This window comes from Mycobacterium sp. 5-140-3-2 (assembly GCF_035666375.1).
Lineage (GTDB): Bacteria > Actinomycetota > Actinomycetes > Mycobacteriales > Mycobacteriaceae > Mycobacterium > Mycobacterium intracellulare.
Genome location: NZ_CP142025.1, coordinates 999,720 through 1,012,489, shown reverse-complemented (window position 1 = coordinate 1,012,489; position 12,770 = coordinate 999,720). Strand labels below are relative to the sequence as shown.

At 66.8% G+C, this 12,770-nt stretch carries 11 protein-coding genes; 7 read left to right on the top strand and 4 right to left on the bottom strand.

Annotated elements, in window-relative coordinates; genetic code table 11:
• Positions 1–11 precede the first annotated feature (11 nt).
• A complete protein-coding gene (locus tag P6281_RS05090; RefSeq protein WP_014383953.1) occupies positions 12–485 on the bottom strand; it encodes a DUF1772 domain-containing protein in 474 nt (157 codons plus the stop codon).
• Between the two features lie 90 nt (positions 486–575).
• Here P6281_RS05090 and P6281_RS05085 point away from each other — a divergent pair, with 90 nt between their 5' ends.
• Positions 576–1,166 carry a TetR/AcrR family transcriptional regulator gene (locus tag P6281_RS05085; RefSeq protein ID WP_009954289.1) on the top strand — a complete coding sequence of 197 codons (591 nt, stop codon included), beginning with the start codon at positions 576–578 and terminating at the stop codon, positions 1,164–1,166.
• 152 nt (positions 1,167–1,318) lie between these two features.
• On the top strand, positions 1,319–1,681 hold the full coding sequence (locus P6281_RS05080; protein ID WP_008254177.1) for a PAS domain S-box protein: 363 nt from the start codon (positions 1,319–1,321) through the stop codon (positions 1,679–1,681).
• 62 nt (positions 1,682–1,743) lie between these two features.
• Here the strand turns inward: P6281_RS05080 and P6281_RS05075 are convergent, their stop codons facing one another.
• From P6281_RS05075 to P6281_RS05065, 3 genes are all read right to left on the bottom strand, one after another.
• The gene (locus tag P6281_RS05075) at positions 1,744–3,753 is read right to left on the bottom strand and encodes a hypothetical protein (RefSeq protein ID WP_014941367.1); all 2,010 of its coding nucleotides are present in this window, start codon (positions 3,751–3,753) and stop codon (positions 1,744–1,746) included.
• A gap of 83 nt (positions 3,754–3,836) precedes the next feature.
• A complete protein-coding gene (locus P6281_RS05070) occupies positions 3,837–4,547 on the bottom strand; it encodes a TetR/AcrR family transcriptional regulator (RefSeq protein ID WP_014383950.1) in 711 nt (236 codons plus the stop codon).
• 54 nt (positions 4,548–4,601) lie between these two features.
• Entirely contained in the window at positions 4,602–5,279 is a 678-nt protein-coding gene (locus P6281_RS05065) for a TetR/AcrR family transcriptional regulator (protein ID WP_009954293.1), read from the bottom strand.
• Positions 5,280–5,900: 621 nt separating this feature from the next.
• On the opposite strand from P6281_RS05065, the gene P6281_RS05060 reads away from it, so the two are divergent.
• Genes P6281_RS05060 through P6281_RS05040 form a run of 5 tightly spaced genes read left to right on the top strand, consistent with a single transcriptional unit; the run spans position 5,901 to position 12,766 of the window.
• Positions 5,901–7,136 (top strand): PPE family protein, encoded by a 1,236-nt coding sequence (locus P6281_RS05060; protein ID WP_014379319.1) that lies wholly within the window; start codon positions 5,901–5,903, stop codon positions 7,134–7,136.
• A 59-nt stretch (positions 7,137–7,195) separates the two neighbouring features.
• The gene (locus P6281_RS05055) at positions 7,196–7,768 is read left to right on the top strand and encodes a dTDP-4-dehydrorhamnose 3,5-epimerase family protein (RefSeq protein WP_008254170.1); all 573 of its coding nucleotides are present in this window, start codon (positions 7,196–7,198) and stop codon (positions 7,766–7,768) included.
• A complete protein-coding gene (locus P6281_RS05050; protein WP_201408439.1) occupies positions 7,753–9,339 on the top strand; it encodes a sugar transferase in 1,587 nt (528 codons plus the stop codon). Before P6281_RS05055 ends, P6281_RS05050 begins: the two co-directional genes overlap by 16 nt.
• A gap of 11 nt (positions 9,340–9,350) precedes the next feature.
• The gene (locus tag P6281_RS05045) at positions 9,351–10,826 is read left to right on the top strand and encodes a flippase (RefSeq protein WP_201408438.1); all 1,476 of its coding nucleotides are present in this window, start codon (positions 9,351–9,353) and stop codon (positions 10,824–10,826) included.
• Entirely contained in the window at positions 10,823–12,766 is a 1,944-nt protein-coding gene (locus P6281_RS05040; protein WP_201408437.1) for a glycosyltransferase, read from the top strand. Before P6281_RS05045 ends, P6281_RS05040 begins: the two co-directional genes overlap by 4 nt.
• Positions 12,767–12,770 lie beyond the last annotated feature (4 nt).

Here is a 12,770-nt window from a genome sequence, read left to right as displayed (position 1 = left end):
CCCTTCGGAGTTCAGATCACTAGCGCCAGGCACAATCCGGCGACCGCCAGGCCCTGCAGGGTGGCCCTGGTTGTGATCACCTTGTCCCAGTTACGTTGCAGCGCTCGAACATTCGTCGACAGCTCGGGCCGATCGACCGCGGCGATGAGTTGGTGGTTGATCGGCGCGCTCACTCGTAGGTAGAGCAACAGCCACACCAGCAGCATGCCGACGGAGGCGCCGGCGGCACCGGCTTGCGTCCAGTGGCCGGACACCGCGGCGAATACCGCGCTGAGCGCCGCGGCCACCAGGCCGAGGACCCCGGGCACCGGCATCCGGCGGTCTCCGTAGCGATGGATGTTGCCCATCACCGCGAGCATGGCGCGGTCGTCGACGCGGGCCAGCGCGGGCCGCTGCACCACCGCGCAGAACACGTCGGTGCCGTAGACCACCGCGGTACCCAGCACCGCGATGACCGCGAACAGCGTGGCGATCATGATGCGCACTCCTCGTCTGCAGGTGTTAGCGATGCTAACCCTATGAGCCGATCGTGTCAATAGCGTCGCTAGCTTCTATATCGGCGCTAGCATGAGTGGATGGCCATCGAAGACCGCCGGGCACGCGAACGCGCCGCCCGGCGCCGGCTGATCACCGCCACCGCGCGCAAGCTGGCCGAGGAAGAGGGCTGGGACGCCGTCACCACCCGGCGGCTGTCCGCCGAGATCGAATACAGCCAGCCGGTGCTCTACAAACACTTCTCGGGCATGGAGGACATCACCGCATCGGTGGCGGTCGAGGGATTCGGCGAACTCGCGGACGCGCTGCGCACCGCGCGCCGCGGCGCCACCGACGGCCGGGACGCCCTGGCGCGGGTCGCCCACGCCTTCGTCGCGTTCGCTCGTGACAACCCCGCGCTCTTCGATGCGATGTTCACCCGCGCGACAACGCTGCCGTTCGCCGCCGCGGAAACCCCCGCCGAGCTGACGGCGGCCTTCGCCGAGCTGCGCACCGCGGTGGACATGGTCGCGGGCGCCCGGGATGCCGACACGCTGACGGAGGTGCTGTGGGCGGCCCTGCACGGGCTGGTCACCCTCGACCGCAGCGGCCGGCTACGTCCGAACCACCACGGCGCCCGCGTCGACATCCTGATCAGCGGGTTCTGCGACGCCGCCGCCCCGGCGACGTGAGCGTTCAAAGAGCCGAACAATTCGGTTGCGGATCAAGCGACTTCAACCACGCCGCCGAATCCCTTTCGGGGAAAGCCCCCAACATATCCTCTGCTATAGCCCATAATCGGGCTGTGGAACGACGCCAGAACCGGCAACAGAGCCAATCGCCGATGACGACCTTGAAGGAGCTGCCCGCACTGGTGGTGCTGGAGCGGATCCCGGTTCCGGTGCTGGCCATCGGCGACGACGGCAGTATTTTGTTCGCCAACACCGCGTTTGCCGACATGATGGGTTACGAGCCGGAGGAAACGCTGTCGCTGCGGTTCGAACAGATCTTCCATCAGGCCCCGGCGTCGGAATCGCTGCTGGCGACCGTCCATGCTCTCGCGAACATGGTCGTCGAGCTGGCACACAAGGACGGCTCGGTCGTGCGCGCCATGATGAGCAAGTCCGCGGTGCGACGGGTGGATGACCAGTTCGCCCTCGCCGCGTTCCAGGACCTGACCGAGCAGCTCTGGGAGGAAGCGCGCTAGCGGGTGCCCTCAGCGGCGCGAAGCGGAGTCAATCGCTATCGGCGCGCAAGCGGAGTCAAACACTATCGGCGCCGCCATGATTCGCGCCTGACGCGCCACAGGATCACCCCTGCCCCGACGATGGCCACGGCGACCCAACCCGCGCCGAACCACCATAGCCAGTCGAGATCCGAATGGCTTCCGGATCCCGCGGCGGCCGCGCCGGCCGGCAATGGCGGATGATCGACGGTCACCGGTTCTTGTCCGGGTACAGACACCACCGCAACGCCTTTGAGTCGCTGCCAGTGCTTGTTGTCATCGCCCTTGAGCCACCGGATCAGCTCGTCAAGCTGTCCGGGCGCCCCGTTGGACGTCGCGATCAGCAGTGTGCGCCCGCGGTTGAAAACCGTTTGGAGAGAGGCGAATCGCAGCATCGGGTCCAGCGTGAGCTTGGTGGGCTTGTCGCCGGACCCGACGGCGTTGACGGTGATCGGCCCGCTGGGCCCGGCTGCCACGGGGAGCGTCACGTCGGACTGATTCCAGCCGTCGGCGGAAATCAGCAGGGCGGGATTCGAGGAATCCACCGCTTGCTTGACGCCGGTGACGGTGGTGTCGATCGGTAACGCGCTCATTCGCTGCAGACCCACCAGGATGTCGAGTGCGCGCATCGTGTCGATCAACGAGTGCTCCGCGATGCCCACCTGCACGCGGGGCATCAGTGTCTGCGGCACCGACTGAAGGCCGTCCGGGGTCGGCGGCGCGGCGCCACTGCTCTGAATGGTGCTGTCGCCGTTGATGTTCAACGTCAATAACTGGTTGCCCGGCCCGGCGGTGTAAAAGTCGCCGCAATGCCCGACGTTGCTCGCGACGTCGAGCACCAATTCGATGTTGGTGTAGCGCTGCAGCAGCCGATCCGGCACGTCGATCCAGCGGTCGATGCTGCCCTGCCCATCGGTGGGCCAGTGATCGATGGTCTCGGGACCGATCGTGACGGCAATCCGGCCGGCGATGTTGTTCGGCGTCGGCGTATAGGAACCCAGCAGATGCACGCGCACCCCGCGGATCGACCTGCCAAATCGGGTCTGGTCCACTCCGATCGACACCCGCGGTTGCAGGGAAGTCGCGTTGATGAAGGGGCGCCCCAGTTCGCGCAGCGTGGCGGTGTCTGCGGGTAGTTGCACCTTGGGCTTCAGCGATTCCACCGCGGCCCTGGAGGAAAACGCCAGCTCCGACAGGTCGCTGAACAGCACGGCCGTGTTCGATTCGTCCGTTTGGCCCAGCGCCCCGGAGACGAGAAGCCACGGCACACCGGTCGCGCCCTGCAGCGAAAGGCCGTTATCCGGGCCCTCTTTGACGACGACCTGGCGTTCCAGCGGCGCCGGCGGCGTCGGCGGCGCCGCCTGTCCTTCCTGTAGCGGGACCACGACGATCTCGGGAGCCTGTTTGCCGTAATGCGACGCCGTGGAGGTGGCCAGTCGGATTGCCGTGTCGGACTCGGCAGTTGACGGCGATTGCGGCAGATAGATGGTCAGCTTTCGCAGCACCGGCGGCAAGAAATGAGCCACGGTGGTGGGCGGCAGCTCGGCCCCGGTGTAGGTGACCGTTCCGTTGGCGAGCCGAAGCGGGCTTTCCGGGTACAAGCAAAATCCGTCCAGCGGCACCAGGTACGTACGCACCGTCACGCTCAGAAAGTTGTCGATGAGCTCCGCTCCGGTGAGCGGAATGACGATCGGGGCTTGATCGGTGGTCGGTAGGTTCACCCGAGCGATGGTGCGATCGCCTTGCGTCACGGTGATCAACCCCGACCGCAGATTGATCGGCAGTTCGACGGTCGCGTTCAGAGCTGTCGGGGTCAGCCCGTGCAGCACCGGCAGAGTCAGCGGCACGTTGTTGGTCAGGCCCCAGAATTCCAGGGTGGAGGAAGACCCAAGGTCCGCCAGCGTCAGTGTCGTCGTCGAGTCCGTCGCGGTGACCGGATCGGCGGGCGTACCCCACGACGCCGCCGGAGCATTTATCACCAGGAAACCGACGACACCGGCGAGTGCGATTGCACGGCCGAGAGCTTTCCGGAACATCACCGGAACAGTATGCATTGTTGAAAGCGCTTCAACCCCAATAACGGAAACGCCGTTGCGGCGAACGCGAAAACGTGTCCCGCAACGGCTCTCACCGAAAGCTAATCGGCTTCGGTTTCCCCGGCGGCGTCGTCGTCCGAAGCCTCGGCGGCGGTATGGCGCATCACTTCGCGGCGCAGAAATTGCTGGAAGTAGGGCAGCGACGCTTCCGCGACAACGCCGGGCAGCAGGAGTTCCCAGAGCTGATGCAACCGCGCGAAGGGGTCACCGGTGACGTCCCCGATCCTGCCGTGGCTGGATATCGCGGTCGCGATCAACCGCGTCCCGGATATGGCGCCCACGATCGACGCGCTGAGCACGTCGGGGTCGATGTCGCTCCGAAGGTCGCCTTCCTTGGCCGCGCGGCGCGCCTCCTGGGCCGTCTCCAACACCAAGTTGGCGTAGAAGCGCGAGGCGGCCCCGTTGAATCCGCTTAATGCCGTGGCCAATTGCGCGGCCGCTCGGGCCATTTTGTCGGAGCCCAACACGTCGACGATCGTGAATGAGCCGTGCACAATGTTTTCCAGCCCCGGCGACGACGACTTGCAGACATTTCGGTACGCGCTGAGGATCGCGTCCGACCCTTCCTCGATGATGTTCGAGGCCAACGATTCTTTCGAATCAAAGTGGTGATAGAGGGCGCCTTTGGTCATGCCCGTCCGCTCGATGATCGTGCTCCACCCGGCGGCCGCATACCCGACCTCGCCGAAGACTTCGATCGCGGCGTCGAGGATTTTTTGCCGAGTGGCTTCAGACCGAACCTGGCGCGGCATTACCGCTGCACCTTTGCAGTCTCGTCGGATCCGCAGATCGCTCGCCCGTCGTTTTTACTGCGCGTCGTCATCGGTGGAACTGGTGTTGATGGCGAGCGTCGCACGCCGCCTGAGGAATTGGCGGAAGTAGTCGATTCGGTCCGGTTGAAGTATCCCGGTGAGCAGCAAGGACCAGCACTTTTCCAAGTCGCCCAGGAACCGTTCCGGGTCGTCCAGGTTGCTGGTCTTTCGCAGTCCCATGTGCAGGGACACCATCATGCGGCCGATGTCCTGCGGGTCGCATTGTTCATTGATGTCGCCCTCGGCCATGGCCTGCTCGGCGACTTTGCCCAGGTTTTTGATCCAGCGGTCGAACAACTTTTCCTGCATCCCGTCGGGCAGGCCGACCGACTCCATCAGGTTCAGTCCCGACCTGACGAGGTCAATCTTGATGTCCCGGACGGCGATCAGATACGAGAAGTCGATGAGCGTCTCGAGGCCCGAGAGCCCCCGCGTCAGCAGGTCACGCACGCCGGCCGCGCCGTCCTCGACCTGGCTTTCGATGATCGCGACCGCCAGCGCGTGCTTCGACTTGAAGTGGAAATACATTGCGCCCTTGGTCAGTTCGGCCTCGGCGAGAATGTCGTCGAGCCCGACGTCGTGGTAGGGCCTACGGGCGAACTGGTGCGACGCGGCCCGCAGAATCTGTTGCCGGGTCGCGTCGGCGCGTCCGTCAGTCGAATGTGTCGTCATCGCAATCGAGAAATCAGTTCTTGGCGGCCGGGACCGTGCGGCAAGCCGTGGCATCGAGGCTGACGCCGCGGGCGGCATCGCCCACCCTTGCGTCGACCGACGCCTTGCTCAAGCAGGGCACACACACCTCGGTTCTTCACAGATTGAGAGCGAACACGCCGCTCAAGATTTCTAGCCCACTTCTGAGGTTAGCAGTCATACGGCTGTCCCGGTTGACGCTCCTGTAAATACTTGAGGTTTATGTCACAGCGTGTTGTCAAACCTATAGTATGTTTTATACGCTATTGTGCGTACGTCAGTCTGATTTGGCCCGCGGACCGTCTCGACCGTCCGTATCGCACGAAGGAGAACGCACATGTCCCCTCTCACCACGCCTTATTCGGGCCGCGTGGTGGGAGGGGGCATGGACGCCGCGCGCACGCCCTCGTCGGTCCTGGGCCCCAAAAGCGTGCGCGACCGGGGACTAACGGCCTTTAGCGAGGGACCAATGACCCGTAGCCCTCGAACGGGCCTATTTCCATACTTGAGGTATGAACTTGGCGGCTTTATTGGTCTCGGAGCATGCGACGTGAGCGCTTTCGCCGGATCCGCGACGCGATCCGCTGACGGGAGGGCCGTCAAGTGATCGATTTCGGAGCGCTTCCCCCGGAGGTCAACTCCGCGCGGATGTACGCCGGCCCCGGCCCCTTCTCGCTGATGGCCGCGGCGGTGGCCTGGGACGCTTTGGCCGCCGAACTGCACGCCGCGGCGAGTTGCTACCGCTCGGTGATCGCCGGGTTGACCACCGGACGCTGGCTGGGCCCGTCGTCGCTGACCATGGCGTCGGCGTACGCGCCATACATGGCGTGGATGGCCGGCGCCGGAGCGCGAGCCGCGGAGACGGCCGGTCAAGCCAGACTCGCCGTGGAGGTTTTCGAGGCCGCCTTCGCGATGACCGTCCCGCCGCCCGCGGTCGCGGCCAACCGGGCGCAGCTCGCGACGCTGGTCGCGACCAACTTCTTCGGGCAGAACACCGCCGCCATCGCGGCCACCGAGGCCGAATACGGCGAGATGTGGGCGCAGGACGCCGCGGCGATGTATGCGTACGCCGCGGGTTCGGCGGCCGCGTGCGAGGTGACACCGTTCACCCCGGCGCCGAACGTGACCAACGAGAGTGGGGTGGCCCAGCAGGCCGCCGCGGTCGGGAAGGCCACCTCGGAGACGGAGCAGGCGAACCTGGCGAATGTGGTGTCCAAGGTGCCCAACTCGTTGCACCAGCTGTCCTCGCCGATGAAAACCGGGACCACCCTCCTCAGCGACGTCGTCACCGATACCAGTTCTGGCGCCGGGGATGCCATTACCGGCGCTGGGGCCGGCGCAGGCGATGCGGCCAATTCGTCGATCATGACCGGCCTCGCGTCGGGCATCCCCGGCGCCATCCCCAGCGCATTCTCGGCGGCGGCGACCCCCCTCTACGGCATGTCCTCCATCCTCGGCATAGCCCAGACCGCGCAGGGCTTGGCAAAAGCCGCCGGCGACGGCGTCATGGCCGCTGCCTCGGGGGCGGCGAGTGCGGCCAGTTCGGGTGCCGGAGCGCTCGGATCGATCGGATCGCTCGGATCCGGCATCTTCGGCAGCCTCGGCAAGGCGGCCATGCTGGGTCCGTTGGCGGTGCCGGCGAGCTGGACCAGCGTGATTCCAGCCGCCCACAGCGCCGTGTCGGCGCTACCCGCGATCAACCTCGCCGGCGCCAACGTGCCGCCCAGCGTCATGGGCTCGCTGCCCCGTCTCGCGGCCGCCTCGGGCAAGAACCTCGGGCCACGTTACGGCGTGATCCCGACCGTGATGACACGCCCGCTGTCCGCCGGATACGCGTAGGCCATGCCATGAGCGGACAGGTTTTTTTAAAAGGCCCGGTGCAGGAGAAGGAGCGGTAAGTGAAGTACACGCCCACCAAGGTCGCCGGGGTGACAATCATCGACTTCGAACTCAACCACGACCATCGCGGGTTCTCCTCACGTTCGTTCTCCGCCCGTGACTTCGCCAACCATGGGCTGGATTTCGAAGTCGCGCAGACGAATATCTACTTCAACTACACCCGCGGCACCGTGCGTGGCCTGTACCGCCGGGTGCCGCCGCACGCCGAGGCGAAACTGGTCCGTTGCACGCGCGGTGCCATCGCCGCCGTCGCGGTCGACGTCCGCCCCGACTCGCTGACCTACGGCGACCACGTGATGGTGCAGTTGAGCGCCGACGACCAACGCACGCTGTTCTTGCCCCCGTATGTCGCTTATGGCTTCCAGACGCAGGTCGACGACACCGAGGTCACCTTTCACGTCAGCGGCCAGTACGCGATGGCCGACGAGCAGGGGATCCGCTGGGACGACCCCGAATTCGGAATCTCATGGCCGATACCGGTCACCGTCATCTCCGAGCAAGACGCGAGCTGGCCCTCGCGCAAATCCAGATTGGCACCAGTCGAACAGGTGGCATCATGCGTCAGTCGGTGATCGTTCCCAACACAGTGGATGTCGTGGCGCCCAGCTGGCGGCAGCTCAAGGCCTGGCCGGCGGGCACGACGGCGTCGCACCGCAGCGAGGCCGCGGGCCCGCCCGTGATCGCCCCCGCCGCGGCTCCGGCTGCTGCGAATACCGCACAGCGCTGGCAGGACCGCTACTCGCAGGGTCTGCGCATCAGTGACTCGGTGATCGTCTTCGCGTCGGTGATGCTCGCCCAGTACGTCCGCTTCGGGGAGATCGCGAACACCTCGGGTTACTCGGACCCGACCATGACGCTGTTCTCCTTCCTGTTCGCGGCGCTGTGGCTGTCGGCCCTCGCGATATTCCAAACGCGCTCAACGCGAATCATCGGCGCGGGGATCGAGGAGTACCGCCGGATCGGCACCGCCTCCTTCTGGACGTTCGGGATCATCGCCATGGTGACGTTGCTCGCCAAGGTCGATCTGGCCCGCGGCTATCTGGCGATCGCGCTTCCCGTCGGCACCGTGGGATTGCTGGCCAGCCGCAGCGTGTGGCGAAAGCACATCTGCCACAAGCGCGTCCAGGGTGAGTGCCAGACCCGCGTCTTGGCGATCGGAGACCGGCAATCGGTCACGCACCTCGCACACGAACTGGACCGTAATCCGGTGGCCGGGTGCGTCGTGGTCGGCGTCTGCATCCCCGGTTACGGGCCGGCGCGCGGCAACACCCTGACGATCGGCGGCCGTCAGGTCCCGATCCTGGGCGACCAAACCCAGGTGGCGACGGCGATCGGCAGCTGCGGCGCGGACACCGTCGCGGTGACCCAAACGGATCACTTTGGGATGCACGGGATCAGGGAGCTGCTGTGGCAGCTGGAGACCCTGGACGTCGACCTGGTGGTGTCGCCCGGCGTCATGGACGTCACCGAGGCGCGGTTGACGCTGCGCCTGACCGGCGGGCTGCCGCTGCTGCACGTCGACAAGCCGCAATACGAAGGGGCGCACCGCTTTCAGAAGCAGGCCTTCGACTTCGTGTTCTCGCTGGCGGCGCTGGTCGCCACAGCGCCGGTGCTGGTCGCCGCTGCCATCGCCATCAAGCTGACCAGCAAGGGCCCCGTCTTCTACCCGTCGGAACGCATCGGCACCGACGGAAAGCCCTTTACGATGCTGAAGTTCCGCACGATGGTCGACGGTGCGGACACTCAACTCGAGCACCTGCTCGCCGTCAACGAGGGCGCCGGCGGCATGCTGTTCAAGATGCGCCAGGACCCCCGGGTCACCCCCATCGGCAGAATTCTCCGCCGGTACAGCATCGATGAGCTCCCGCAATTCATCAACGTCCTCAAGGGGGACATGAGCGTCGTCGGGCCCCGGCCCCCGTTGCGCCGCGAAGTCGACAACTACGACGGCGAGGTCAAGAGGCGCATGCTGGTGAAACCGGGCGTCAGCGGGCTGTGGCAGGTGAGCGGCCGGTCGGACCTGTCCTGGGAAGAGTCGGTGCGCCTGGATCTGTCCTACGTCGACAACTGGTCGATGTCTGGTGATCTGATGATCGTCGCCAAGACGGTGAAAGCGGTCCTGACAAGCCACGGAGCCTACTAGGCTCGCGAGCCATGACCGAGCCAACGGCACCCCCCGCGGTGGTGCCCACGGTGCCGCTCGCGCGGATGGCTCACGCGTTCTCGATCCAGCTGATCTGCCGGGCGCTGGGGATGCTCGCGTCCGTGGTTTCGGTGGCGATGACCGCCCGCTATCTGGGTCCCGGACGCTACGGCCAGCTCACCATCGCGGTGGCGTTCGTCGCGATGTGGACCAGCTTCGCCGATCTGGGCATCGCCACCGTCATCGTGCGGCGGGTGACCTCCGGGCGTGGCGAACTCGAACGCCTGGTGCGCATCAACAGCGGCCTGGCCCTTCTCTACTGCGGTCCCCTCGCGGTGCTGGCGGCCGGGTCGGGGCTGCTCATCTATCACGACACCCAGGTGCGGGTGATGCTCGTCGTGCTGGCGGGCGGGCTGCTGCTGCAGACCATGACGACACGGTTCGAACCGGTATTCCTTGCCACCGTCCGGTTCTCCGCGGTGGCCATCTCCGACGTCGCCGCCCGGGTGAGCACGCTGGCCATGGTCGCCTGGCTGGTCGCGGCGCACTCGGACGTCATCTGGTTCGCGGTCGCACAGCTGATCCCACCGGCCGTGCAGCTACTGATCCAGGGCGCCGCCGCGATGCGGCACATCTCGGTACGGCCGCTGTTCGCCCCGCGGGAAGCAGCCGACCTGTTACGGGAAAGCTTGCCGCTGATCGGATTTATGATCGTCGGGCTCCTGTACTGCCGCGCCGACGGCGTGATCCTGTCCCTGCTGAGCACCCACTCCGAGGTGGGCGTGTACGGGCTGGCCCTGACGATCTCGTTCAACACGATCGTGGTTTCGCTGATCTTCCACAAGTCGACGCTGGCGACGGCCACCGAGCTCTTCTCGCGCGACGTGGCGGCGTTCGCCCGTTTTCTGCGCCGCAGCGTCGAATTGATGTACTTCGTTGCGGTTCCGATCGCCGTTGTGGGCGTGCTGCTGGCCGGACCGCTGATCGGGTTGTTCGGCAAGAGCGCGTTCATCGAACGCGGGACGCCCACACTGGCGTTGCTGTTCGTCGCCGCGGCCCTGCGGTTCGTCGGTGGCACCCTGGGCCAGGGGTTGGTGGCTTCCCATCATCAACAGGTCCTGCTGTGGCTGACGGTGGCGACCCTCGCGCTCAACGTCGCGCTCAACCTCGCCCTGGCCGGGCGGTTCGGCGCCGTCGGCCCCGGTGTGGCGCTGGTGTGCACGGAACTGTTCAACATGACGATCTCGAGCTGGTGGCTGCGCCGACGCTGCGGTTACCGCACGCCCGTGCCGTTCGTGCTGCGCTTGCTGATTCCGACGGGGGCGAGCGTGGTTGTGACACTGCTGCTTTCGGGTCACCACGTAATCCTGGTACTGTCCGCCGCAGCCGTCGCCTACCTGGCCACCAGCGCGACCTTCGGCCCGATCACCTGGTCGACCCTGACCTCTCTGCGGGCCACGCTGCGCGAAGAGCAGCTGACGGCATGACCCGTGAAACGGACCGGGCATATCTGAAGCGCCCAGTCGGCGACACCGCCGGCCTGCCGCCCACGCGCTCGCTGGCCGTGCTGATCGTGAGCCAACGCGGCCACGAGTCGCTCGAGGTCTGCCTCGACAGCGTCGCCGAGCATCTACCCGAGCTGCCGGTTCACGTCTACGACCGCAGCGGCTCGGGGCAAACGGAACTCGCCGCGAAATACCCTGCGGTCCGGTGGTTTTCGGGCCAGGCGAACGTCGGTTTCGCCGCGGCCTGCAACACGCTGGTGGAGCACATGCCCGCCGATACAGACCTCCTGCTGCTGGACCCCCATGCCCGCCTGCTGGGGCCGCTGAACCGGACCCGCGAGTTACTTGGTCAGCCCAGGGTGGCGGCGGTTTCGCCGCTCGCACGCGACGCCGCCGCGCCGGACCGGGCGCCGTGGGACGTCGCCGCCCGCCGCCACACCGTCAGCCGCGAGCTGCGCGCGGCGGGCGGGCGCGCCGGCCCGCACCGTCGCACGACGCCCGCACGGTGGTACTCTCACCAGCCTCCCGAATCGCGAAGCATCGACGGCGATTTGGCTCCGATCTGCCTGGCGATCAGCCGCGCGGCCTGGAACACCATCGGCCCCTTCGACGAGGAGTACTTCGGCTACGGCGAGGTGGCCGACTGGCAGGCCCGGGCCCGCGCCGCCGGCTGGCGCATCCTGCTCGCCGACGAGCTCGGCGTCGAGCGCCGCGACCCGGTGAGCGACGACGGCCCCCGACAGCGCCGCGACCGGGACCTGGCGCGAACCAACACCGCGCTGTTGCTCGAACATCACAACAGCGTCCACCACGCGGACGTGTACCTGGCCGGCACAGCCGCCCTGCAGCGGCTACGGCGGGGCAATCGCGCGCGCCGGCGAACCAGCCTGCCGTCGATAGTCATCGCCACCAACCGCCTGGTCTACGGGGGCGCCGAGCGGCAAAAGGCGCTCTTGGCAACGGAATTGGACCGCCGCGGCTACTCGGTCACTGTCGTCTGCGTGCAGCGGTTCGGCCCGCTGATCGCCGAAATTCCGGACACGGTGCGGGTGATCCGCCAGCCGTGGTGGGCGCCGATGGTCGACATGGCCGAGGGCCCGGCGGTGCTGATCACCGGCGACACCAATACCGAGGTGGGCTTCGGCACGTTGTGGCGCGCCGCCGGCCGGAGCCGTCGATGGCTGGTCGCACCGCACGTCCCTCCCGAGGAGGACCGGCCGATCTACTCGCGGCCACTGGCCGCGGCGATGCGCCGCGCGGACGGATTCATCGTTTTGGCACAACGCCATTGGGACATGCTGACCAAACAGCATCGGCTTTGGGGACGGTACTTCGTCGCGCCCAACGGCGTCGCCGACCTCGGGGAGCCGAGCCCCCGGCATCGCGGCGCCGGCCGACCGCTGCACCTGGTCATGCTCTCACGCATCGTCGAGCACAAGAACCCGCATCTGCTGATCGAGGCGCTGAGCGGCCTCGCTGAGATGCCCTGGCGATTGTCGATTTTCGGCGACGGGCCCGATCGAGAGAGGCTGCAGGCACGCACACCCGCCGGGTTGGGCGATCGCGTCCAGTGGCGCGGTTGGTCGGCCGGGCCGGGCCCCGCGCTGGCCGACGCGGACCTGCTGTGTGTTCCCAGCCGCTCCGAGGCCTTCCCGGTGGTGATCCTCGAGGCGATGGCCAGGGCGGTGCCGGTCGCGGCGTCGGCGATTTGTGCTGTCCCGGAAATGTTGGATTTCGGAGGGGCGGGGTTCCTGGTCGAGCCCGTCTCCGCGTTGGGGTGGCGAGAACACTTGGCCCGGATCATGGCGGAGCCCGACGCGCTGCCGTCGGTCGGACGACGCGGCTATGAGCGCATGCGCAAGCATTACACGGTGGAGGCGATGGCCGACGCCTACCTGGGCGCGATCGGGGCTGTGCTGTGAATTC

Coding starts and splice junctions, on each gene's coding strand:
- P6281_RS05045 (WP_201408438.1), top strand. CDS start 9,351: ATGACCGAGCCAACGGCACCCCCCGCGGTGGTGCCCACGGTGCCGCTC.
- P6281_RS05085 (WP_009954289.1), top strand. CDS start 576: ATGGCCATCGAAGACCGCCGGGCACGCGAACGCGCCGCCCGGCGCCGG.
- P6281_RS05075 (WP_014941367.1), bottom strand. CDS start 3,753: ATGCATACTGTTCCGGTGATGTTCCGGAAAGCTCTCGGCCGTGCAATC.
- P6281_RS05070 (WP_014383950.1), bottom strand. CDS start 4,547: ATGCCGCGCCAGGTTCGGTCTGAAGCCACTCGGCAAAAAATCCTCGAC.
- P6281_RS05040 (WP_201408437.1), top strand. CDS start 10,823: ATGACCCGTGAAACGGACCGGGCATATCTGAAGCGCCCAGTCGGCGAC.
- P6281_RS05065 (WP_009954293.1), bottom strand. CDS start 5,279: ATGACGACACATTCGACTGACGGACGCGCCGACGCGACCCGGCAACAG.
- P6281_RS05080 (WP_008254177.1), top strand. CDS start 1,319: ATGACGACCTTGAAGGAGCTGCCCGCACTGGTGGTGCTGGAGCGGATC.
- P6281_RS05050 (WP_201408439.1), top strand. CDS start 7,753: ATGCGTCAGTCGGTGATCGTTCCCAACACAGTGGATGTCGTGGCGCCC.